Consider the following 23,390-nt stretch of genomic DNA (forward strand, 5'->3'; position numbering starts at 1 on the left):
TCATTCACATTTGCCCGGCTCCTGATTGTCATCAGCCGGACAATTTGACACCTCCACCTGCGCAGTCCTTTTCTTTTTATATTCCCAATCTGGCAGTCCCCGCGCTGCGCGGGAATAGAGCCGAAATAGATGCCACGGACGCCGTGGCTCATCGATGGCGAAGGCCAGCGTGTCGTCGTAACGCGGATCAGCAAATCTGGGCTGTTGCGGTGGAGCGCCGCTTTCGTCGGGCGAGGTGCTTGAAAGCTTCACGGTGGGAACATTGGCGGCGTCTTTCTTGTCACCCAATTTGATTTCAACCGTCCCGCGCAAGGCCAGATCACGCCGGTTGAGAACGAGCTTATTCGTGCGCGTGCATCCTGGCATTTCGCCAGCTACAGCCAGAATAATCACATCGCCAATGTCACAGGCGATATCCTGAACTGTCGGATCAGCCGTATATACAAGCACGCGCCCGTCGCGCAGCGTGATCGTGCACAATCCATCCTCGCAGATAAAGCCGTCCGTCGGGATTCCTCTGAGCCGGTCCTTTGCGTGTTGCGGTATCAGAAATTGCGATGCGAGATAGGCAGTTTGCCAATTATCGACCGTGAACTTGGATGGTCTGTCGCGGTTCACGGCAAAACGCCCATCGGACAGTCGAACCCCAACCAGCTTAGCATCTTCCGAGATCACGACATCTGGAAACGGCTCGCGTACAAAGGCGATAAATCCCAATAAAACAAATGGTAAAGCGAGAATCTTGAATCTGGTTGTGAACAGGACCGCAATCACAAGCGCTATGGTCCAGAAAGCAAGCGCTGTGAGCGGCATCGCGCCCGGATTGCCTTCCGGGGACCAGGACGCCACGAAACTTGCAATCTCGCGCACGATCCACACACCGGAACCAGCAAGGGACAATGGTATCCAGTCGAGACCGAGCGGCATCAACACCAAACCGAAAACAGCAAAGGGTATGACCAGAACGGCAATCACCGGATCAGCCAGCACATTGCCAATCAGCCCCAACGGTGCGGTATTGTTGAAGTGGTAGGCAGCGAAAATACCGCTTGCAAGCCCAGCCAATAACGACGTTCCTGCAGCGGCAAAGACAAAATTCAACGCCTTGGCTGCCAATCCGCCGACTGGCGCTGCAACGCGCCTTTCCATATCCTGCAGCTTCTTGGCCTTGCGCGCGCTCCACCAGGCATAACCGGCGATCAGGGCAGCTGTCGCCGAATAGGACATTTGAAAACTAGGCCCCAATATTTCATGCGGTGAAATCGCGATGGTCACCATTCCGGCGATTGCCAGATTGCGCATGCTGATCGCAGCCCGGTCGAACAATAACGCGCTGAGCATCACGGCGATCATCACATAGCTGCGCTGTGCGGCCACATCCGCTCCAGACATGGCGAGATAGAACGTACAGCTCAGCAGGGACAGGAATGCGCGTATTTTTTGACCGGATGGCGCACACTGAACGCGGGAAAGAGCGCAAAACCAGACCGGAGGACAAACATGACGACCCCCGCCGCCAGTGCCATGTGCAGCCCCGATATGGAAAGAATATGCGCGAGACCCGCCTTGCGCAGATTTTCGTTGGTTTCCTCACTGATGCCGCCGCGCGTTCCAGCGATCAATGCGGCTGTGACATTGCCGTCCTCGCCGCCAATCACCTCCTCCACCCGCTCCGAAACGCGCACGCGCAGCAAGGCGACCCACTCACTGATCGCAGCGATCAGGCTTGTTTGCGGCGGGACATGCGCCGTCTTTGGGTTCCCCAGAAAGAAGCCGTTTGCACCAATACCGTTGAAATAGGCGTGAAAAGAAAAATCATAATTGCCGGGGCGGACCGGGCCTGACGGCACCCGCAGCCGCGCAAAACCGGTCAAGCCGCCGCCAATCGTTGTTTCAGCAGGTATATCGCGCGCATTGATACGGATACGTTCCGGTGCAAAGCGCAGTTTCGGGCGTTCTGTTGCCAGCAAATCAAGGGTAATACGCCAGCTGCCATTATCCTGCGCTTCCAGCGCAACGACACGGCCTGTTATGCGTGTTGAAACATCGGAACCGAGCATCGGCGTCGCCCTGCGTTCGGTTTCCCATTTTCCGCTGACAAGACCCAGCTGGAAAGCCAGCGCCAGCGTCAGTATCTGCGCAACAAGGAAATGCTTCCGCGCGAGGAGCCGGATGACAGCCAGTCCGGTGAGAAGCGCCAGCACCGGCGTCCAATCCGGTTCAAATGACACGGTGAAATAGGCAATCGCGCCAAGGCCGCTGAAAATCGGAATCAGCAGAAAGAAAATCCCGCGCGCCGCTTCCAGACTGACAGCTTCCGCAAAGGCGGCGGGAGCCCTGCGCGCAAGGCTTTTGACGGCGCTGCGGCCATCATCCGGCGTCGGGATTTGCGACGGATCGCGGTCGCGGCGTTCGGCAGGCGCAATTGCAGGGTCAGGCCACGGCTCGGGAAGATATGAGCGCGTCAAGCCGTCAGGCAGGCTTTTGACAAGCGCCCGCTCATTTGCTTCCGCCATATCACCTATGCGCGTCATGCCCCCGCCTGACTGCAAAAAAAGGTCTTTTTGTCGAAATACCCCAAAAGAACAATGTCGCAAGGAGCCGAAACAAACGCGAAGCCCTTGCGCACAATGCTGCCTATGCTACATGAACGCCAGTCGAAATCGAGAGGGTTTCGTTATAGAAATCCTCGCCCTCGCTCTTTGGCGGCGAGCATCAGAATTCAGTTTGCGCCCCTGCCCCGGCAATTGCCGCTGTCTTGACGGGCGCGCGATAAAGTGGAGCTACCATGTCGAAACCGGTCGTCACCCGTTTTGCCCCTTCGCCCACGGGTTATCTTCATATCGGCGGTGCCCGCACGGCCCTGTTCAACTGGCTCTATGCCAAGCATACCGGCGGCAAGATGCTGCTGCGTATCGAAGACACCGACCGTGAACGTTCCACTGATGCCGCCACCGCCGCCATTCTCGACGGCCTGACCTGGCTCGGCCTCGACTGGGAAGGTGACGCGATCTCGCAGTTCGAGCGCGCGCCGCGCCACCGCGAAGTCGCCGAGGAACTGGTTGCTCTTGGTAAAGCCTATTACTGCTACACGACGCCGGAAGAGCTGGAAGAAATGCGCGAAAAAGCGCGTGCCGAAGGCCGCCCGCCGCGTTATGATGGCCGCTGGCGTGACCGCGACCCGTCCGAAGCGCCTGCAGGTGTAAAGCCTGTCATTCGCATTAAGGCGCCGCAGGAAGGCGAAACGCTCGTGCGCGACGCCGTGCAGGGCGATATTCGCTTCCCCAACAAGGATCTCGATGATTTCATCATTCTGCGTTCCGATGGCACACCGACCTATATGCACGCGGTTGTCGTTGACGACCACGACATGGGCGTCACCCATATCATTCGCGGCGACGATCATTTGACCAATGCAGCCCGCCAGACTGTCATCTATGACGCCATGGGCTGGGACGTGCCGCAAATGTCGCATATTCCGCTGATCCACGGTGCGGACGGTGCAAAGCTTTCCAAGCGTCATGGCGCTCTTGGCGTCGATGCTTATCGCGCCATGGGCTATCTGCCCGCAGCATTGCGCAATTATCTCGTCCGTCTCGGCTGGAGCCACGGCGATGACGAAATCATGTCGACCGAACAGATGATCGAATGGTTCGACGTGAAGGACATCAACAAGGGCGCTGCCCGTTTCGACTTCCAGAAGCTCGAAGCGATCAACGGTCTTTATATGCGCGGCAGCGACGACAAGGCGCTGTTTGATGCCCTTGTTGCCGTTCTGCCGGAAATCGAAGGTGGTAAAGAGCTGGCCGCAGCGCTCGATGACAAGCGCAGCGCGCAGCTGCTCACGGCCATGTCCGGCCTGAAGGACCGCGCCAAGACGCTCGTTGAACTTGCCGACGGTGCAAAATTCATTTTCGCAGCGCGCCCGCTCGATCTCGATGAAAAGGCCGCCTCACTTCTCAATGAAGAAGGTCGCGCCGTTCTGAAATCGGTGCTGCCGGATCTGGAAGTTGCCGGCGAGTGGACCATTGAATCACTGGACGCTGTGGTTCGCGCCCATGCAGAAAAAACCGGACTGAAACTCGGCAAGATTGCGCAACCGTTGCGTGCCGCCCTTACCGGGCGCGCTACTTCACCGGGTGTGTTCGATGTGCTTTTCGTGCTGGGTCGCGACGAGTCCTTGGGCCGTATTCGCGATCAAATCGGTTAAGGTGCTATCATTCACGCTGACGTGACGAACGGCATATAAATAGTTCAAATTTCGCATTGCATCGCGGACGGTTTGGGATAGTTTGGCGGTCAAAATCGTAGCCGTAATGCGTTAAAAATCGGGCATCCCGCAGTCTTTCGGGGCCCGCCAAGAGATACGAGACAAGTTATAGCAGCGAATGCAATACTGCCGCCTGCGGCGGCAAAGTGGACATGAAAGGAAACATGATGTCAGCTAAGACAGCCAGCTTTACTCTCGACGGCAATACGTTCGATCTGCCTGTGCGACAAGGCACTGTCGGGCCGGACGTCGTCGACATCGGTCCACTTTACAAGAATTCGCATGCCTTTACCTACGATCCGGGTTTCACCTCGACCGCTTCCTGCGAATCCAAGATCACCTATATCGATGGCGACGAAGGCACCCTGCTCTATCGCGGCTATCCGATCGACCAGCTCGCCGAACATGGCGACTTCCTCGAAACCTGCTACCTGCTGCTTTACGGTGAACTGCCGACGGCAACCCAGAAGGCGGATTTCGATTATCGCGTGACCCGTCACACGATGATCCATGAACAGATGACGCGCTTCTTCACCGGCTTCCGCCGCGATGCGCATCCGATGGCCGTGATGGTCGGTTGTGTGGGCGCCATGTCCGCCTTCTACCACGACTCGACCGACATCACCGATCCGCATCAGCGCATGGTCGCTTCCATCCGCCTGATCGCTAAGGTGCCGACGCTCGCCGCAATGGCCTATAAGTACCATATCGGCCAGCCGTTCATGTATCCGAAGAACGACCTCGATTTCGCTTCGAACTTCCTGCACATGTGCTTTGGCGTTCCTTGCGAGGATTACAAGGTCAATCCGGTTCTGGCCCGCGCCATGGACCGCATCTTCATCCTGCATGCCGATCACGAACAGAATGCTTCGACCTCGACCGTGCGCCTTGCCGGTTCGTCGGGCGCCAACCCGTTCGCCTGCATCGCAGCTGGCGTTGCATGCCTCTGGGGCCCTGCCCATGGCGGCGCAAACGAAGCAGCGCTCAACATGCTGGCCGAAATCGGCTCGGTGGATCGCATTCCGGAATTCGTCGCCCGCGCCAAGGACAAGAACGATCCGTTCCGTCTGATGGGCTTCGGTCACCGCGTCTACAAGAACTACGATCCGCGCGCCAAGATCATGCAGAAGACCTGCCATGAAGTTCTGGGCGAACTGGGCATCAAGGACGATCCGTTGCTCGACGTTGCAATGGAACTGGAAAAGATCGCTCTGACGGATGAATACTTCATCGAGAAGAAGCTCTATCCGAATATCGACTTCTATTCCGGCATTACGCTGAAGGCTCTCGGCTTCCCGACCGAAATGTTCACGGTTCTCTTTGCACTCGCCCGCACCGTCGGCTGGGTCGCTCAGTGGAAGGAAATGATCGAAGACCCGCAGCAGAAGATCGGTCGCCCTCGTCAGCTCTACACGGGCGCAACGGAACGCGACTACGTGCCGGTTGCAAAGCGCAAATAAGCGCGGCAAACGCTGAAAACAAAACCCCGGCTGCCAATGGCAACCGGGGTTTCTTTTTGATCCAAATTTGAGTTGTTCAACCCTTGCGACCTTTTTCGATCGCGTCCAGCAGAACCCGCGCCCCGATTTCCCCAGAAGGCCGCTCCGTCGCCATGACCGAAGCGACCGCGTCGAAGCCATCCAGCTGCGCCTGACGCGCTGAACCGGGCCGCATGAGGCGCTCCAGATTGCGCGCCAGCATGCCCGGACGCACAAATTCATTGAAAAACTCCGGCACCACCGGTTCATCGGCAATGATATTGGGCAATGCCGCGCTCCAGATTGTGATCTTCGGCATCAGGAATTTGCGCGCAAACCAGTCTGCCTTGTAGGAAAGCACGCTCGGAATGCGCGACAGCGCCAGTTCCAGCGATACGGTGCCTGACGCGGCAAGTGCTGCATCGGCCCGCGCAAAAGCCTTCCACTTCTCCTCGTCACCCACGACGATCAGCGGCTTCACCGCCCAGTCCCGCGACAGATCGCGCACCATCGCTTCGATGCGCGGCAAGGTAGGCAGAATGACTTCGAGTTTTTCCACGCGCTGCGACAGCTCTTCGACCGCTCTGCCGAAAGGCTCCATCAACATCTGGATTTCCGTGCGGCGAGAACCGGGCAGAAGCAATAGCGTATGTTTGCCGGCTTCCGATCGTTGCGGCTCCAGCGCAAGCTGCGCCGCGCGCGTCTCAATGATCGGCGCATAACTCGACAGGCGATGCCCGACATAGGTTGCCTGCGGTCCATTCAGCCGCTCCATCACATCGACCTCGAACGGCAAAACCGTCAGCACATGATCGATATAGGCGCGCATCGCACGTGCGCGCTGCGGACGCCACGCCCAGACACTGGGCGCGATATACTTGACGATTGGAATGGAGGGATCGGCGGCTCTGATCTTTTTTGCGACGCGATGCGTAAAATCCGGACTATCGATCAGCAGAACACAATCCGGCTTTTCCGCCACGATCTGCCGTGCAGTCTGCCGAATGCGCAACACCAGTCCCGGCAAGTTTTTGATGATGGCACCAAGCCCCATCAAAGCGATTTCATGCGGGTCGAAAAAGGTTTTCAGACCCCGCGCGGCCAGATGATCGCCACCGACACCGACCAGATCCACTAGCCTGTCGGTCTGAAGACGCAAGGCGTCAATCAGGTCAGCACCAAGAAGATCGCCGGATTCTTCACCGGCCACGATTGCTATTTTCAATGGCCGGCTGGTGTTGCTCACCCTTAACTGTCCTTCTCGTGTCGACTGATCGTCTCTATGAAGAGGCCGCCTTCATTGGCCGCCGCAATGGTGTCGCCGAAGCCTAGAATAAATGTACGCCGGGCCTCAACTGCAATCCCGGCGAGACCGGCGCGTTTAGCATTAAGCACAGTGGAAATACCAATGGCAGGCAAATCCGCGCGTTCATCCTGACGGGGTTTGGCCATTTTCACAAGCACTCCTCCGCGCTTGGGAATACGCCCGGCTTCACGCAGTTCACGGACGCGCTCAATCATTAGATCGGTGCCCTCCGCGCCTTCCAGCGCCACCACCCGTCCGCCGACAGCGACAGCGCCCTGCCCGACATCGAGATCGCCGAGCCGCAAAGCCGATTCCATAGCCAGCTTAATATTTCCCGCTTCACGCGCATCCGGCGCAACCTTGGTAAGAATGCGAGCGGGCGACGGAGACAGAAGATCGGGCACGACTTCATGGGCACCAACCACCTTGAAGCCGAATGATTCCAACAGGCCGATAAAGGCCCGCAGCAAAGCGTCGTCGCCTTGCCCAAGCGCGCGAAACACATGCGGCACAGCCCGCAACGTCGGCCAGTCGAGCTTGAGGTCACTGAGATGCGGCCTGCTGCGCACGCCTCCTGCCAGGACAACTCGCGAAACGCCAGCCGCTTTCATGGAGCGAACAAGCTTTGCAAATTCGACAACCGATACTTCCTGATGCTCATAATTATAGAGCACCCGGTCGGCTTCTTCACGCAAGGGAACGAGAAAGGGCGGTGTGTCAGCGTTTTGAAGCGCCTCAGCCACGGCAATGGGCAACAGGCCGTTGCCCGCAATAATACCGACACGCCCGCCATCGACGGACTGACGCGCCAAGTTTTCAGCTTTCGTCGCTGTCATGCCCGAGTCCACCATGAGCCGCATCGAGCGGTGGCGTGGTATAGGCGCGTTTCGTATCGGCACTGATAAAGGCAATCATATCGGCGACCGCCTGAGAATCCGGGAAAGCTGCGAGTACGTCGATGGTACGGTCGCGCACCGGCTTGGTACGGTCGAACAGCATACGCACGGCATGGCGCAGATTGTGAATTTCCTTGCGCTCCATGCCGGAACGCTTCATGCCGACGATGTTGAGCCCGCCCAGATGCGCATGATTGCCGATGGCCATGCCATAAGGGATGACATCGCCTACCACGGCAGCCATGCCGCCGATGAACGCATGGTGTCCGACGCGCACGAACTGGTGCACAGCCGCACCGCCGCCCAAAATGGCATGGTGTTCGATGGTCGTATGACCGCCGATCATCACATTGTTCGAGAAAGTGACATGATCGCCGATATCGCAATCATGCGCCACATGGGCATAAGCGAGGAAGGAGCAGTCGTCGCCGACCGAAGTATAGCCGCGCGCACTGTCGGAGCCACGGTGCATGGTGACGCCTTCGCGGATCATGCAATTCGCGCCGATCTTCAGCGTGGTCGGGCCGCCTTTATGCTTGTTGTTCTGCGGATCGCAGCCGAGAACGGCATGCGGATAGACCTTCGCGCCCGCGCCAAGCGTGGTCGCGTCTGTGATCACCACATGGCTCATCAGGACGGAATTGTCGCCGATGACAGCGCCCGATTGAATATGACAGAAGGGGCCTACAGACACACCCTGGCCCAGTTCCACACCCGGCTCGACAAGAGCGGTGGGGTGAATGATTGTTTCGTTCATTATAATGCTCACTGGCTTTCTTCACCGGCGTTGATCATCGCCGCGACTTCCGCTTCAGCAACTTTCACACCATCAACCTCAGCCACGCACTCATATTTGGAAATATTGGCGCGCTGTTTGGTTTTCTTGACATGCAGAAGCAGGCGATCGCCCGGAACAACCGGACGGCGGAACTTCGCATTGTCGATCGTCATAAAATAGACCACGCCCGGGCGACCGGTCTTGCGCTGCAGCAGCGAGATGGCACCAGCGGTCTGCGCCATGGCTTCGATAATCAGAACACCCGGCATGATCGGCTTTTCCGGGAAATGCCCGGTAAAATGCGGCTCATTGATCGTGACATTCTTTATGCCGGTTGCCGAACGATCGCCATCAATATCCACGATCCGGTCAATCAGCAGAAAGGGATATCGGTGCGGCAACACTGCCAGAAGATCCTGAATATCCGCCGCTTCGAGTTTCGTCTGTTCCGTATCACTCATCTGAGGATTGCTCCTTTCTTGATTGCCCGATGCTGCGAATGTTCGCGATATCGCGGAACCATTGCTTGATAGGACGTGCGGGAAGACCTCCCCAACGTTCTCCATCGGGTATATCGTTCATAACACCGCTCGCAGCGGCAATCTGCACGCCCGAGCCGATAATCAGGTGATCCGCAAGACCGACGCGACCGCCAAGCATGGTCCCGTCGCCGATCACGCAACTTCCGGAAATACCGCAATGCGCGGCAATGAGACAAAAACGACCGATGCGCACATTATGCGCAATCTGGACGAGATTATCGATTTTGGAGCCCTCACCGATCACCGTGTCGCTCAGCGACCCGCGATCAACCGTCGTATTGGCTCCGATCTCGACATTGTCCTGAATAACAACCCGACCGATCTGTGGAACTTTATCAAGTCCTGCAGCGCCGGGGACATAGCCGAAACCGTCCTGACCGATACGCACGCCGGGATGCAACAAAACACGATTGCCGATAAAAGCGCACTGGATCGTCACACCAGGCCCGACATAGCTGTCGCGTCCAATCTGGCAATTCTCGCCGATCACCGCCGTTGCAGCAATCAACGTGCCTGAACCGATGGTGACGCCCTTGCCGATCACCGCGCCCGCTTCAACGGTCGCGCCATCTTCGACATGCGCTGAAGGGTGGATAAAAGCCTGCGGGGAAATGCCGGTTTCGCCAAGCCAGCTTTCCATCTTGGCCGAGGTCGGAAACAGCATGCGCCCAACGGCGGAAAAATCGCGATGCGGATTGCGGGTAATCAGGGCTGCCATATGCGAAGGAACGCTTGGAGCGACATCTTCCTTGCAGAGAACGCCAGCGGCTTTGATACCGGCCAGCGCTTCGGCATTTTTCTTACCTTCCACGAAGATAAGCGAACCCTCTCCGGCATCCTTCATGGAAGCCAGACGCTCAACAGAACGCGGTGCAAGCTTCGGGTCACGAAGTCTTGCACCGGTGAAATCAGCAACATCGCCAATCGTGAGTTCACGAGAAGGCGAGAAAAAGACGGGATCTGCCATCAGTACACTTTCTCTCCCGGGGCGTAGCCGCCCCGGGGAAAGGCAAATCGGTTAGAACTTGGTCGAAACACCGAAGTTGAAGTTCTGAACCTTATCAGTATCAGCCTTCGCGACCGGGAATGCGTAGTCGAAGCGCAACGGACCGAACGGCGAAGCCCACATCAGGCTGAGACCGACCGAAGCGCGAAGCTTCTTGTCGTCGCCGAGAACCGGCTGATTACCCAACACGTCGTCACCGCCATAGAGCATGGCCGCATCAGCGAAGAATGCCCCACGGATACCGAGGCTTTCCGGTACGACAGGCATCGGGAACTGCACTTCAGCCGTACCGTTGATGTAGGTCGTGCCGCCCATCCAGTAACGCTGGCCGCTGGCAGAATCCTGGTAACGACCAATGCCGTTGAACTTGAAGCCGCGAATGATATCCGAATTGTTCTTGAACAAGTCGAAGATACGAACGCCGTCGTCGCCGAATTCGTGGATGTAACCACCACCGACACCCAGCATACCGACAATGTCGGCTTCCTGCGCCAGCGTCTTATAGTAGTTACCCTTGAAAGTCGTCTTCAGGAACTTCGCATCGCCACCAAGACCTGCAAATTCCTGCGTGAACTTGCCAAAGAGGCCTTCATGCGGATTCTTCATGTCATCGATGGTGTTATACGTCAGCGAATAGCTGACCGACGAGCGAAGCCATGGGCTGTTTTCTGCAGCTTCCTGCAGAGCAGGCGCATAGTAATCAGCAATATTGTCGCGGAACAGGTCATACTTTTCCTGAACCAGGTTGTAAGCGAGACCGACCGAGAAGTTTTCCGTGACCGGAAGACCGAAGCGAATCGTACCGCCAGTCTGCTCGACGTCGTAGTCATCGTTCACGCGATAGCTGCGACGGAATACGTCGAAGCCAGCCGAAATGCGATAGCCAAGGAAATACGGTTCCGTGAAGGACAGGCCGTAATTGCGCATATCGTCCTGACCGGCACCGGCGCTGAGACGGATATACTGGCCGCGACCGAGGAAGTTACGCTCAGTGATTGCACCTTCGACAGACGCACCCGGCGTTTCGCCGCCGGTGGTGTAACCGCCACCGATGGAGAATTCACCCGTCGACTTTTCGACAACATCCACAACCAGAATCACCTGGTCCGGCTCGGAACCCGGAGCGGTCGAGATGTTGACGGTCTGGAAGAAGTCCAGAGCCTCAAGGCGACGCTTGGCGCGCTGCACCATGACCTGATTGAAGGCATCGCCTTCGTTCATGTCGAACTCACGACGAATCACGTAATCGCGCGTCTTGTCGTTGCCGCGGATTTCGATGCGCTGGATATAAGCGCGCGGACCCTGATCAACGCTATAGACAACCGAGATCGTGCGATTCTCGAAGTTGCGGTCACCGCGTGGCTCAACCTTGGCGAAGGCATAACCGCTGCCGGCAACACTTTCAGTTACAGCCAGAACGGAATCTTCAACTTCCTTGGCGCTATAGGCGCGACCCGAACGGGTCTTCACGAGACCGGACAAAGCGTCTGTATTGACGCCATCAACGGTGCTTTCAACACTCACATCGCCGAAGGTGTAACGCTGACCTTCATCGACGGTGATCGTAATCGTGTATTCATTGGTAGCCGGATCGAGAACCGCATTCGACGAAACAACGCGGAAATCGGCATAACCACGATTGTAATAGAAGCGACGCAGCGTTTCTTCATCAGCCTGCAAACGGCCTTCGTCATAAACGTCATTACGGGTCAGCCACGACAGCGGGTTCGAACGCTTGGTGGAGATGACGTCGCGCAGACGGCGACCGCTATAGGCCTGATTGCCGACGAATTCGATATTTTCGATCTTGGTGCGCGAGCCTTCATTGACTTCATAGACAACGTTGACGCGACCCTGACCGAGATCGACAGTGCGCGCATTAACCGTCGCATCGCTGCGTCCGATACGTGCATAGGCAGCCTTGATCGTTTCCTTGTCCGATTCCATCGTCGCCGCATCGAAAGGCGAACGCGGCTTCAGCTGCACGGCGCGCGTCAGGTCAGGATCCTTGATCTTCTTATTACCCTGGAACAGGACGTTGTTGACCACGGAACGCTCACTGACGGTCACGACAAGCGTGCTGCCAGACTGGTTGATGCGAACATCGGAAAACAGGCCCATGCCGAAAAGACGCTTCACAGCGGCATCGATATCGGCGCTGGTGAAGGCTTTACCCGGACGAATGTCGATATTGTCGCGAATGGTCTGAGCATCAACGCGCGTATTACCGCGAACATCGATACGGCTCACAACGGCAGCTTCCGCGACATTCACGGATGCGAGCGAGAGCGCAGCAGTACCCGAAGCCACTAGAGCCACCGACATGGCGAGCGCGGACGCGGCGCCAAAGAATTTAGAACTTGCCGTCATAGGCTTTCCGAACCTTCGTTTCTGTCCCCGGGACGATTAACCCAGAAAAATGCGTACAGATACAACCGTATTAGCCGGTTTTTCCATACAAGCAAGCGTTGCGGTTAAATTCTGTTTACTTAGGCAACAAGCGTGGCATCCATGCCACGCGAATTGTGAGTTATGGTAAACAGATTGCTTAGCTTTTCTGGTCGTCGCTCCCAATGTTCACTTCTGTTTAACACCTTGCCCGGCCTCCGTCGGTCAAAGCGTCGCCTCACTGCAGTCAGCTTAACCGGACAAGCCGGTCTGGCCAATAATCCCCAAGATCGTCATCCCCCAAGATTTCAATTCCTAGGACCGCTGCCTGAGACAGTCGGCATTTGATCTAGCAGGCAAAGAGGTCGTTGAAAAGTACGAACCCCATAAATCCCATCACAAGAAGGAATCCGATGCGGTAGAAAATTTCCTGCGCCGCCGGTGAAACCGGGCTGCCCTTGACCGCTTCGACCGCGTAGAAAACCAGATGCCCGCCATCCAGCGGCGGCAGGGGAAACAGGTTCAAAAGCCCGATCCCGATGGAGAGCATAGCCGTCAATTGTATCAACCAGTCAAAGCCGGCGCTCGCCGCCTTGCTCGCCATATTGGCGATCTTGACCGGCCCACCGAGCTGACACTTGTCCTCACGGCCAAAGGCGAAACGTGTGAAAAACTCACCTGTGCGGCTGATGATGAAGCCCGTTTCCATCACCGCCTGCCCGACTGATTCGAGCGGACCATATTCAATACGGCGGAAATTGCCGACCGCTTCCGTGGTCTCGACACCGATGGCGCCAAGCTTCACCTTGTTGCCGAGCGGATCGGTTCTCTCGACGGTTGCGGGCGTCGCCTTGAGATCAACCATCTTGCCGCCGCGCTCCACCGTGAAGTCGAGCGTATCGCCTGCACGGCCCGAAACGATGCGCTGTACATCGGCAAAAGTGGTGATCTTCTCGCCCTCAACGCTGATAAAGCGATCACCGGGTTCAAAACCGGCAGCCGCAGCCGGGCTGTTCGGCTGAACGCCCGCAATCAGGGGATCGGCGATCTGCCGCCCATAAAGCGCAAAGAAGACGCTGAAAATCACGATGGTCAGGATGATATTGAAAGCAGGACCGGCAAAAACCGTTGCCGCACGTTTCCAGACCGGCTGAGTGTGGAACGCGCGCTTGCGATCCTCCTCGCTCAGTGCATTGTTAGCCACACCGACGGGCGAACTGGTTTCGCTTTCATCGCCAATGAACTTCACATAGCCGCCAAGCGGGATTGCAGAGAGCTTCCAGCGGGTTCCACGACGGTCGGTGAAGCCGAGAAGTTCGGGGCCGAAGCCAATTGAAAATGCCTGCGCACCGATGCCGCACCATCGCGCCACCAGATAATGCCCCATCTCATGCACGAATACGACGATTGTGAGAACGAAAAGGAACGGTACGATTGTCCCGACAAGCAGGCTTTCACCGCCGAAGAAAAAGGCCAGACCCTCCTGCAAATGACTACTCCTTACAAATCACCCAGTGATCGACAGCGGCCACAGCACGGCATCGACCCTCGTACTCTACGAATCGTCTGCCGCTTAGAAACTGAAAAAGATAGCAGATGGCACATCCGGCTCCGCAATCACGGCACCAAAGAGGTATAGAAGTGCAGCGGCGGCGACAAGCCCATCCACACGGTCCAGCACGCCACCATGCCCCGGCAGAAGACGGCCAGAATCCTTGGCGCCGAACTGGCGCTTCACCCAGGATTCCGCCAGATCGCCGATCTGCGAAACGATAGAGAGCAGAAGCGCCAGCAACGGCACGATCAGGCTACCCGGTGTCGCCACCAGCGAAGCGACCAGAATGCCGCCAGCGACCGCCGCCGCAGCACCGCCAATAGCGCCAGACCATGTCTTGTTGGGCGAAAAACGCGGCGCAAGCTTTGGCCCGCCCAAAGCGCGACCATTGAAATAGGCTGCGATGTCAGTGGACCAGACGACGGCGAACAGAAAAACGATGGCCGTAAAGCCGAAGGGCTCGTCACCGCGCAGGAGCGAAAGCGATATCGCCGAGAACCCGGCATAGAAAAGTCCGGCGGCAGGCCAGCCACGCCCGGTTTTCCACTGCGTGGCGAGAAGAATCAGCGTTCCCAGCAAAAGCGTGCCGATGGTCAGCAACGCGCTGCGGTCCAGAATAAGAAGGATGGCTGTCAGGACCAGCCAGAGCCAGCCGAAAACCCGCGAAAACGATGTTTGACGTGGAGCGCTCAGCGCCGTCCATTCGTAGAACATCGCCAGACCGATAGCGATAGCGAAAAGCGTGAAACCCAACCCGCCTACCCAGGTCAGCCACAAGGCCAATGCGCCGAGCACGATGGCGGTGAGAATACGGGTTTGCAGATTGGACATTGACACCTTTCGGCTTGCACTACGTCAGAGCATGCGATGCGATGGAACAGAGCAATGACGAAGCACGGCTGCGAAACGATCTGTCATGCCGCACCTATTGCCCCATTGCCCGGCTGCCCTCTTCGCATTCGACGAGGCCGTCTTCAAGACTGCTCCGCGCCTCCACACCACCAAAGCGGCGCTCACGCTGACGGAACACTTCATAGGCAGCATCGAGATCGGCCGGACGGAAATCCGGCCAGTGACCGGGCAGAAACAGAAATTCCGCATAAGCGGCCTGCCAAAGCAGAAAATTCGACAGACGCATCTCGCCACTGGTGCGGATGATGAGGTCCGGGTCGGGCATGGAAGCGGTATCGAGATTTGCCGAGAGCAGCTCGGCGGAAATTGACGACGGGTCGAGACGACCGGCAGCGACGTCGCGCGCCAGGCTCTTGACTGCACGGACGATCTCGTCGCGAGACCCGTAATTGAAGGCAATCACCAGATTGAGACCGGTATTGCGGCGGGTCAGCGCTTCTGCTTCGGTGAGCAGCCCACGAATATCGTCGGTCAGCCCTTCGCGCTCGCCGATGATGCTGACCTTCACATTGTTACGATGAAGATCGGCAAGATCGCGACGGATAAACAGTTTGAGCAGACCGAGCAGGTCATTGACCTCACCGCTCGGTCGCGACCAGTTTTCGGAAGAAAACGCAAAAAGCGTGAGAAAGCCAAGACCGCGATCACCCGCCGCCCGCACCGTTTCGCGCAGCGCTTCCACGCCAGCACGATGCCCGGCGCTACGCGGCAAGCCGCGCGCCTTCGCCCAACGGCCATTGCCATCCATAATAATGGCGATGTGGCGCGGATCGGACATTCCTGGCTCTCCTTTTACGAACGTCATACAGGTCCTAGACCTGCATGATTTCGCCTTCCTTGACAGCAACGACCTTGTCCATCTCGGCGATGGTGTCGTCGGTCAGCTTCTGCACCTTTTCGGACAGAACGCGGCTGTCATCCTGACTGATGTCGCCGTCCTTCTCCAGCTTTTTCAGCGTATCCATACCGTCGCGACGCACATGGCGAGCGGCAATACGGCCCTGCTCCGCATATTGATGCGCAATCTTGACCAGTTCCTTGCGGCGCTGTTCGTTCAGTTCCGGCAGCGGAATACGCAGTGTCATGCCGTCGGTGATCGGGTTGAGGCCCAGACCGGAATCACGGATAGCGCGCTCGACGGCGCCAACCATGCTCTTGTCCCAAACGGAAACCGAAAGCATGCGCGATTCCGGAACCGTGATATTGGCAACCTGATTGATCGGCATCGTCGCGCCATAGGCTTCGATGGTGATTGGCTCAAGCAGGCTGGCGGAAGCGCGACCGGTACGAAGACCGTTCAGATCGTGCTTCAAAGAATTGACTGCGCCTTCCATGCGGCGTTTCAGGTCGTTGATGTCAAAAGCATCACTCATGCATATTCTCCTTCGATACGCAGCAAGGCATGTGAACGATCAGTGTCGATCAATTATCGGAAACGATCGTGCAACGTCCCTTGCCTTGCAGAATTTCGGCCAAGCCGCCGTTTTCATGGATGGAATAGACTATTATCGGAATGTTGTTCTCACGCGCAAGGGCAACAGCTGCCGTATCCATGACAGCCAGTCCGCGATCGAGAACTTCCTTGTGGGTGAGCGTGTCGAACCGGGTCGCGGTCGGGTCTTTCTTGGGATCAGCCGAATAGATGCCGTCCACCTGCGTGCCCTTCAAAAGCGCATCCGCGCCGATTTCTGCGGCGCGCAACGCTGCCGCTGAATCGGTCGTGAAGAACGGATTGCCCGTACCGCCTGCAAAAATCACCACTTTGCCCTCGTCCATATAGGCCGTCGCCTGACGCTGCGAGAAACTCTCGCAGATTTCCGGCATTGCTATGGCGGAGAGAACAACGGCGTCCACGCCGATCTTGTGCAGCGAGGTGCGCAGCGCCAGCGAATTGATCACCGTCGCCAGCATACCCATATGGTCACCCGTCACGCGGTCGCCGCCCTTGGACGCCACCGCGACACCACGGAAAATATTGCCGCCGCCGATCACCACGCCGACTTCGACGCCGAGCAGCCGGGCCTGTTTGATATCGTTGGCGATACGATCTGCAACGGAGACATCGATGCCGAAACCCTGACTGCCCATCAATGCCTCGCCCGAGGCTTTCAAAAGGACGCGTTTATAGGCGGGCTTGCCGGACATGGAATGCTCTCCACTGATCGTAATAAAGTGATTGTGTTGCGTTCCGATACACGAAGGGCACCGCGTTGTCACGCGATGCCCTTCATAATCAAAAGCCTTTTCAGGCTAAAGCATGTTCTGAAAGCGCAAATACGCTTTCAGAGGAAGACCAGAGCCGATTAACCCTTGGCTGCAGCAGCGACTTCAGCAGCGAAATCGCTTTCTTCCTTTTCGATGCCTTCACCAAGTGCGATACGGGCAAAGCCGGTGATCTTAGCCGGAGCGCCGATGGCCTTTTCAGCTTCCTTGAGGGCAGCTGCAACCGTCAGGTCAGGATTGATGACGAAAGCCTGCGAAAGAAGAACAACTTCTTCGTAGAACTTGCGCATACGGCCTTCGATCATCTTTTCGATGATGTTGTCCGGCTTGCCGGATTCGCGAGCCTGCTCAATGAAGATCGCCTTTTCGCGCTCGGCAGCAGCCGGGTCGAGTTCTTCAGCGGTCAGAGCGAGCGGGTTGATAGCGGCAACGTGCATGGCGACCTGACGGCCGAATGCGTTTGCAGCTTCTGCGTCACCTGCGGTTTCGATAGCAACCAGAACGCCGAGCTTGCCGAGACCGTCAGCAACGCCGTTGTGGATGTAGGTTGCAACTGCACCCTGCGGAACGGACAGAGCAGCCGAACGACGGAAACCAATGTTTTCGCCAATGGTTGCAACTGCGTCCTTCGCAGTTTCGGTAACGGTCTTGCCGTCGATGTTGGCGTTGGCCACAGCTTCAGCCGAACCGTCGGTGGTCAGGGCAGCCTGAGCGATCTTGCGGACCAGATCCTGGAAAGCGTCGTTGCGGGCAACGAAGTCGGTTTCGGAGTTGACTTCAACGACAACAGCCTTGTTGCCGGAAGATGCAACGCCAACCAGACCTTCAGCAGCCGTGCGGCCAGCCTTCTTGTCAGCCTTTGCAATGCCCTTGGCGCGCAGCCAATCGACAGCAGCTTCGATGTCGCCGTTGGTTTCTGCAAGAGCAGCCTTGCAGTCCATCATGCCAGCGCCGGTCAGTTCGCGGAGTTCTTTAACCTGAGATGCGGAAATGCTCATTGTGTCGCCTTTCACGAAAGCGAAGGCACACCGAATGGGTGTGCCAACTTTGAACCGGCGCCATTTTGACGAAGCGTGAATTTGCCCGAAAACCGTCAAACGTGCTTCGGAATCACGCGTCCGCGCCGGAATGAAACGAGATTATCCATCCGCCTCTATCAGAGATATGACGGATGGATGAAATCAAACGCTGATTAAGCGCCTTCAGCCGGAGCTTCGAGAGCTGGCTCAACCGGAGCTTCAGCCTGCGCACCGATGTCGATGCCCATTGCGCCCTGCTGGCGAGCAATACCGTCGAGAGCAGCGCGTGCAACCAGATCGCAATAGAGCGAGATAGCGCGTGCAGCGTCGTCGTTGCCCGGGATCGGGTAGTCGATCTGGTCCGGATCGCAGTTCGAATCGATCACGGCAACAACCGGAATGCCAAGACGCTTGGCTTCCTGGATAGCAATTGCTTCCTTGTTGGTGTCGATGATGAAGATCAGGTCAGGAACCGAACCCATGTCCTTGATGCCACCGAGTGCGCGGTCAAGCTTTTCACGCTCACGCTGAAGGTTCAGAAGTTCCTTCTTGGTGAAGCCTTGGCCTTCGCCAGCCAGAAGTTCGTCGAGCTTGCGCAGACGCTGGATCGAGTTGGAGATCGTCTTCCAGTTGGTCATCATGCCGCCGAGCCAGCGGGCGTTGACGTAGTACTGAGCCGAACGGTTTGCTGCATCGGCAATGATGTCCGAAGCCTGACGCTTCGTGCCGACGAACAGGACGCGACCGCCGCGAGCAACGGTGTCCGAAACGATCTTCAGCGCGTTGTGCAGCAGAGGAACGGTCTGGGACAGGTCCATGATGTGGATGTTGTTACGAGCGCCATAGATGAAAGGCGCCATCTTCGGGTTCCAGCGGTGGGTCTGGTGGCCGAAGTGAACACCAGCTTCCAGAAGCTGGCGCATGCTGAAATCAGGCAATGCCATCTTTATTTTCCTTTTCCGGTTTAACCTCCACGGGCTGAGGCGATTGCTCGCCACCGGAGGTTCTTGCCGGATTTCTCCCGGCAAAAGCCCAATCCCGTGTGTGGAATAGGCGCGCTGTTAACCGATCGCGCCATGAATTGCAAGTCATCCAGCCAATATAACGCCAAACGGCGTATCTGGGCATCCTCAATTGCAGGATTTGGCCTTTTCCTTGGCCGCATCGAATACGTCCAGCTTCACGAGCTTGCCACGCATGGCGAAGTCACCATAGTCCATGGTGAGATCGCGCGTGATACCATTGCGGTAAAGTTTGAAGTTGATGCGATAGATCGGCAGCCCGTCCTGCTTTTCCTTGTCATCGAAATAAGCAATCGTCACCGGCCAGACCGGGTCTTTGGAAAAAGGGCCCATGAACTTGGTTTCATCATCCGACGGGGTCTGCCCCTTGCCGACAACGACTGTGGTGGCGACCACGCGGTCGGCGTCTTCCGACGCATCGAACAGCGACGTCTGATAGAACTTCTGACCCGCTTCAGCCTTGCCGATCAGCTCTTCCATATGCTGGGTCGGAAATTGCGTCCCGCGCAGATCAATCTTGTTTTCCTTCGGCTTCGACAGTTCCACCACCGTCTTGCCACCTTCAAGTTTGGCATCGCCGCGCACTTCCTTGACAAGTTCCTTGTCGACAAAGGTCTTGTTGACGAAGCGGAAGCTCTTGCCGTCGCTGCCTTCGAAGGTCGTCGTCTGCTGATCGGTGACGCGCTGCGGCTGCTCTTCCATGTCGATGCGGGTCACGAAACGGAAGTTCGTCGTATAGCCTTCGCAGGCAGATCCGTTGAACTCATAGACCATGCGCCCAGTCAGACCGCTGATGCCTGACTTTTCATCGGCGCGGTCCAGCGTCAAATCGTAAACGGCGCGATGCGGCACCAGCGTTACCGTCGAAGCCGCTTGGGCCACGCTCGCAAGTCCTGCCCACACACAGGCGGCGGTTCCACTTGCAGCAACAACCACTTTAAAACCCGGCTTCAAAAAACGCATACATGAATCTCCCGATGAGTTGACAAGCATGATAAAAAAACTCGTGGCGGAAGCGAGGCAAAAAACGCACCCTTCCCAAAAAGCTTCACCGATTCTGCCTATAGGGTGACGGAGAAGTCCCTTTGCAAGCAAGGATTAATGCAATGACCGACACGATCGAAAGCCGCTTGAAAAACCTGGGTATATCCCTGCCCGTAGCCGCGGCACCGGCTGCAAACTATGTCCCCTTTGCTGAAACAGGCTCGCTTTTGCTCACTTCGGGCCAGCTGCCGCTGGAAAATGGCAAACTTGTGCACACTGGCCAGGTTGGCGACAAATTGACGGTTGCCCATGGCCAGGTTGCGGCGCGCGCCTGCGCCGTGAACATTCTGGCACAGGCCAAGGCTGCGCTCGGCGATCTTGAAAAAATCAAGCGCATCGTGAAGATCACCGTTTTTGTGTCCTCGACCGCTGATTTCGTTGAACAGCATCTCGTTGCCAATGGCGCGTCCGATCTGCTCGTCGCCGTTTTGGGCGATGCTGGCAAACATGCGCGTTCCGCCGTCGGCGTCGCCAGCCTGCCGCTCAACGCGCCGGTTGAAGTCGAAGCGATTATCGAGGTTGCATAATGTCCTCCATCGACTGGCTCGCAAAGCGCCCGGTGGCGCATCGCGGATTGCACGATCTGAACAAAACCCGCTGGGAAAACACGCTCGCTGCGTTTGAGGCAGCCGCCAAGGCGGGCTTTGCTATCGAGTGCGACGTGCATCTGACGAAAGACGGCGGCGTGGTCGTTTTCCATGATGACGACCTGCAACGTCTTGCCGGTCGCGAGGGTCGCATCAGCGACCTCACGCTCTCCGAAGCAACCGCGCTTAACGTCGGCGGCACTGCCGAGCGCGTCCCGACGCTTCGCCAGATGCTTGATCTGGTCGATGGACGAGTTCCGCTGGTGATCGAACTCAAGGGCATCGAAGGTCGCGATGACGGGCTGGTCGCAGCCGTTGCCCGCGAGCTTGGCGAATATAAGGGCGAAGCGGCCATCATGTCGTTCGATCATCACCTGATCCGCCGCTTTGCAAGCGACGCGCCTGGCATTCCGGGCGGGCTGACGGCGGAAGGCACCCGCACGCAGGATTTCGAAGCGCATTTCTCCATGCTCGCGCATGGCATTTCCTTCGTATCCTATAATGTGCATCATCTGCCGAACCCGTTCGTCACCTTCGTGCGGGAAAAGCTGCATATGCCGGTCATCAGCTGGACAGTGCGCGACCGGGAAATGCAGAAGCACAGCGAACTCAATGTCGAACAGATCACGTTCGAAGGGTTCGACCCTCGCTCACTGGTCGCCTGAGAGCAAAGGATTTGCGGTGAACGACGAAGATCCGCACAGTGAAGAAAGATTCGTTCTTCGCATCGTTGAAAATATCAGCGAGTTTACGGAAGACGAATGGGGCAGTCTTGCCGGGGCCTCCCGGCAGGACGCGAACTATAATCCTTTCACGACCCGCGCTTTCCTGTCCGCGCTGGAGGAATCGGGTTCCGTTTCCCGAAAAGCAGGTTGGTTGCCGCGCCATCTGCGTCTTGAAAACAATCGTGGCGAATTGCTCGGCGTTGTACCGAACTATCTGAAAGGACACAGCCAGGGCGAATATGTGTTCGACCACGGTTGGGCCGATGCTTTCGAGCGGGCTGGCGGGCGTTACTACCCGAAATTTCAGGCGGCTATTCCCTTCACGCCCGCAACCGGGCCGCGCCTTCTCAACCATATTGCCTATGATGGCGAAGCCGTGCGGCTGGCACTGGCAGGCGGTTTGCGCGAGCTAACCGATCAGGCAGGCGTATCCTCGGCGCATGTGACATTTGCCCTGCCCGACGAAATAAATGCGCTGGAACGCGCGGGCTTTCTGCACCGGACGGACCAGCAGTTTCATTTTATAAACAACGGCTTTTCCAATTATGATGACTTTCTGAGTGAACTTGTTTCGCGCAAACGCAAGGCGCTCAAAAAGGAACGCCGCGAAGCGCTGTCCGATGGCATTGAAATCGTCTGGCTGACCGGCAGCGACCTGACGGAAGCGGTCTGGGACGATTTCTTTGCTTTCTATATGGATACGGGCAGCCGCAAATGGGGCCGCCCTTATCTCAACCGCAAGTTCTATTCGCTGATCGGCCAGACCATGGCCGAGGATATTCTGCTGGTCATGGCAAAACGCGCCGGACGCTATATTGCCGGTGCCATCAATTTCATTGGTGGGGACAGGCTGTTCGGCAGACACTGGGGTTGCATCGAGGACCACCCCTATCTGCATTTCGAGGTCTGCTACCATCAGGCCATCGACTTCGCCATCGAGCGCAAGCTGCGCGTGGTGGAGGCAGGCGCGCAGGGCGAACATAAGCTTGCACGCGGTTATGTGCCAGTAACGACCCATTCCGCGCATTACATCGTCAATGAAAGTTTCCGAAATGCGGTGAGCGACTATCTCGTTCAGGAACGGCGCGAGGTCGAGCAAATTCATGAGGCACTGGAGGAACACACACCCTACCGCCACGAAGCTGCCCCCACGAAGCTTGCCTAACGCCTCTCTATGCGGTCAAATTTGGCAAAGTCCAGCATTGGAGAGAATCGCATGTCTGCCACCTATGACGACAACAACATCTTCGCGAAAATCCTGCGGGGTGAAATTCCGTCCACCCGCGTCTACGAAACCGACGATGTCGTCGCTTTCATGGATGTCATGCCGCAGGGCACCGGCCACACGCTGGTTGTGCCGAAGGCGCCGTCGCGCAATCTGCTCGACGCCAAGCCGGAAAAGCTGGCCGTCGTCATCGCCGCCGTGCAGAAAATCGCGCAGGCCGTGAAGAAGGCTTTCAATGCCGATGGCGTCACCGTCATGCAGTTCAACGAACCGGCTTCCGGCCAGACCGTCTATCATCTGCATTTCCACGTCATTCCGCGTTTTGAAGGCGTCGCTCTCAAGCCGCATACTGGCCAGATGGAAGACGCAGCCGTTCTTTCAGCAAATGCTGAAAAAATCCGCGCAGCGCTCTGA

The 23,390-nt window shown here is 57.3% G+C and carries 20 protein-coding genes and 1 pseudogene; 6 read left to right on the plus strand and 15 right to left on the minus strand.

Annotated elements, in window-relative coordinates; genetic code table 11:
• Positions 1 to 2,534: pseudogene (locus tag ABWW11_RS07480) on the minus strand (ComEC/Rec2 family competence protein).
• Positions 2,535 to 2,788: 254 nt separating this feature from the next.
• Between ABWW11_RS07480 and gltX the strand changes: the two are divergent.
• Positions 2,789 to 4,210: a glutamate--tRNA ligase gene (gene gltX, locus ABWW11_RS07485; protein ID WP_109369162.1), complete on the plus strand. Its 1,422-nt coding sequence runs from the start codon at positions 2,789 to 2,791 to the stop codon at positions 4,208 to 4,210.
• A 227-nt stretch (positions 4,211 to 4,437) separates the two neighbouring features.
• Complete coding sequence (gene gltA / locus ABWW11_RS07490) at positions 4,438 to 5,730, plus strand: citrate synthase (protein ID WP_078340455.1); 1,293 nt, start codon at positions 4,438 to 4,440, stop codon at positions 5,728 to 5,730.
• A gap of 76 nt (positions 5,731 to 5,806) precedes the next feature.
• On the opposite strand, the gene lpxB is transcribed toward gltA, so the two are convergent.
• The 14 genes from lpxB to eipB all read right to left on the minus strand — a co-directional run bounded on the left by lpxB (position 5,807) and on the right by eipB (position 20,358).
• A complete protein-coding gene (gene lpxB, locus ABWW11_RS07495; RefSeq protein WP_109369163.1) occupies positions 5,807 to 6,994 on the minus strand; it encodes a lipid-A-disaccharide synthase in 1,188 nt (395 codons plus the stop codon).
• A gap of 2 nt (positions 6,995 to 6,996) precedes the next feature.
• The gene (locus tag ABWW11_RS07500; protein ID WP_109370246.1) at positions 6,997 to 7,890 is read right to left on the minus strand and encodes an LpxI family protein; all 894 of its coding nucleotides are present in this window, start codon (positions 7,888 to 7,890) and stop codon (positions 6,997 to 6,999) included.
• Positions 7,871 to 8,707, minus strand: coding sequence for an acyl-ACP--UDP-N-acetylglucosamine O-acyltransferase (lpxA, locus tag ABWW11_RS07505; RefSeq protein WP_109369164.1), 837 nt, complete (start codon positions 8,705 to 8,707; stop codon positions 7,871 to 7,873). Before lpxA ends, ABWW11_RS07500 begins: the two co-directional genes overlap by 20 nt.
• Positions 8,708 to 8,715: 8 nt before the next feature.
• Positions 8,716 to 9,189, minus strand: a complete 474-nt coding sequence (fabZ, locus tag ABWW11_RS07510) for a 3-hydroxyacyl-ACP dehydratase FabZ (protein ID WP_109369165.1) — start codon at positions 9,187 to 9,189, stop codon at positions 8,716 to 8,718.
• Positions 9,182 to 10,237 carry a UDP-3-O-(3-hydroxymyristoyl)glucosamine N-acyltransferase gene (lpxD, locus tag ABWW11_RS07515; protein ID WP_109369166.1) on the minus strand — a complete coding sequence of 352 codons (1,056 nt, stop codon included), beginning with the start codon at positions 10,235 to 10,237 and terminating at the stop codon, positions 9,182 to 9,184. The genes fabZ and lpxD overlap by 8 nt, the downstream gene beginning before the upstream one ends.
• 51 nt (positions 10,238 to 10,288) lie before the next feature.
• Positions 10,289 to 12,646, minus strand: coding sequence for an outer membrane protein assembly factor BamA (gene bamA / locus ABWW11_RS07520; RefSeq protein ID WP_235858874.1), 2,358 nt, complete (start codon positions 12,644 to 12,646; stop codon positions 10,289 to 10,291).
• Between the two features lie 367 nt (positions 12,647 to 13,013).
• Positions 13,014 to 14,153 carry an RIP metalloprotease RseP gene (rseP, locus tag ABWW11_RS07525; protein ID WP_319080487.1) on the minus strand — a complete coding sequence of 380 codons (1,140 nt, stop codon included), beginning with the start codon at positions 14,151 to 14,153 and terminating at the stop codon, positions 13,014 to 13,016.
• Between the two features lie 84 nt (positions 14,154 to 14,237).
• A complete protein-coding gene (locus tag ABWW11_RS07530) occupies positions 14,238 to 15,050 on the minus strand; it encodes a phosphatidate cytidylyltransferase (protein WP_109369168.1) in 813 nt (270 codons plus the stop codon).
• A 94-nt stretch (positions 15,051 to 15,144) separates the two neighbouring features.
• Positions 15,145 to 15,909 carry an isoprenyl transferase gene (locus ABWW11_RS07535; protein ID WP_109369169.1) on the minus strand — a complete coding sequence of 255 codons (765 nt, stop codon included), beginning with the start codon at positions 15,907 to 15,909 and terminating at the stop codon, positions 15,145 to 15,147.
• A 34-nt stretch (positions 15,910 to 15,943) separates the two neighbouring features.
• Positions 15,944 to 16,504, minus strand: coding sequence for a ribosome recycling factor (gene frr / locus ABWW11_RS07540; protein ID WP_078340836.1), 561 nt, complete (start codon positions 16,502 to 16,504; stop codon positions 15,944 to 15,946).
• A 49-nt stretch (positions 16,505 to 16,553) separates the two neighbouring features.
• Entirely contained in the window at positions 16,554 to 17,276 is a 723-nt protein-coding gene (pyrH, locus tag ABWW11_RS07545; RefSeq protein WP_109369170.1) for a UMP kinase, read from the minus strand.
• Positions 17,277 to 17,434: 158 nt separating this feature from the next.
• A complete protein-coding gene (tsf, locus tag ABWW11_RS07550; RefSeq protein ID WP_109369171.1) occupies positions 17,435 to 18,352 on the minus strand; it encodes a translation elongation factor Ts in 918 nt (305 codons plus the stop codon).
• 194 nt (positions 18,353 to 18,546) lie between these two features.
• Positions 18,547 to 19,317, minus strand: coding sequence for a 30S ribosomal protein S2 (gene rpsB / locus ABWW11_RS07555; protein WP_109369172.1), 771 nt, complete (start codon positions 19,315 to 19,317; stop codon positions 18,547 to 18,549).
• Between the two features lie 186 nt (positions 19,318 to 19,503).
• Complete coding sequence (eipB, locus tag ABWW11_RS07560) at positions 19,504 to 20,358, minus strand: cell envelope integrity protein EipB (RefSeq protein ID WP_109369173.1); 855 nt, start codon at positions 20,356 to 20,358, stop codon at positions 19,504 to 19,506.
• Between the two features lie 143 nt (positions 20,359 to 20,501).
• Here eipB and ABWW11_RS07565 point away from each other — a divergent pair, with 143 nt between their 5' ends.
• The 4 genes from ABWW11_RS07565 to ABWW11_RS07580 are packed head-to-tail and all read left to right on the plus strand — an operon-like array spanning position 20,502 to position 23,390.
• On the plus strand, positions 20,502 to 20,966 hold the full coding sequence (locus tag ABWW11_RS07565; RefSeq protein WP_109369174.1) for a RidA family protein: 465 nt from the start codon (positions 20,502 to 20,504) through the stop codon (positions 20,964 to 20,966).
• Positions 20,966 to 21,691, plus strand: coding sequence for a glycerophosphodiester phosphodiesterase (locus ABWW11_RS07570; RefSeq protein WP_109369175.1), 726 nt, complete (start codon positions 20,966 to 20,968; stop codon positions 21,689 to 21,691). Before ABWW11_RS07565 ends, ABWW11_RS07570 begins: the two co-directional genes overlap by 1 nt.
• A gap of 16 nt (positions 21,692 to 21,707) precedes the next feature.
• The gene (locus ABWW11_RS07575) at positions 21,708 to 22,916 is read left to right on the plus strand and encodes a GNAT family N-acetyltransferase (RefSeq protein WP_109369176.1); all 1,209 of its coding nucleotides are present in this window, start codon (positions 21,708 to 21,710) and stop codon (positions 22,914 to 22,916) included.
• 51 nt (positions 22,917 to 22,967) lie between these two features.
• Positions 22,968 to 23,390 (plus strand): HIT family protein, encoded by a 423-nt coding sequence (locus tag ABWW11_RS07580; RefSeq protein ID WP_109369177.1) that lies wholly within the window; start codon positions 22,968 to 22,970, stop codon positions 23,388 to 23,390.

The organism is Brucella sp. NBRC 113783, from assembly GCF_040372265.1.
GTDB lineage: Bacteria > Pseudomonadota > Alphaproteobacteria > Rhizobiales > Rhizobiaceae > Brucella > Brucella teleogrylli.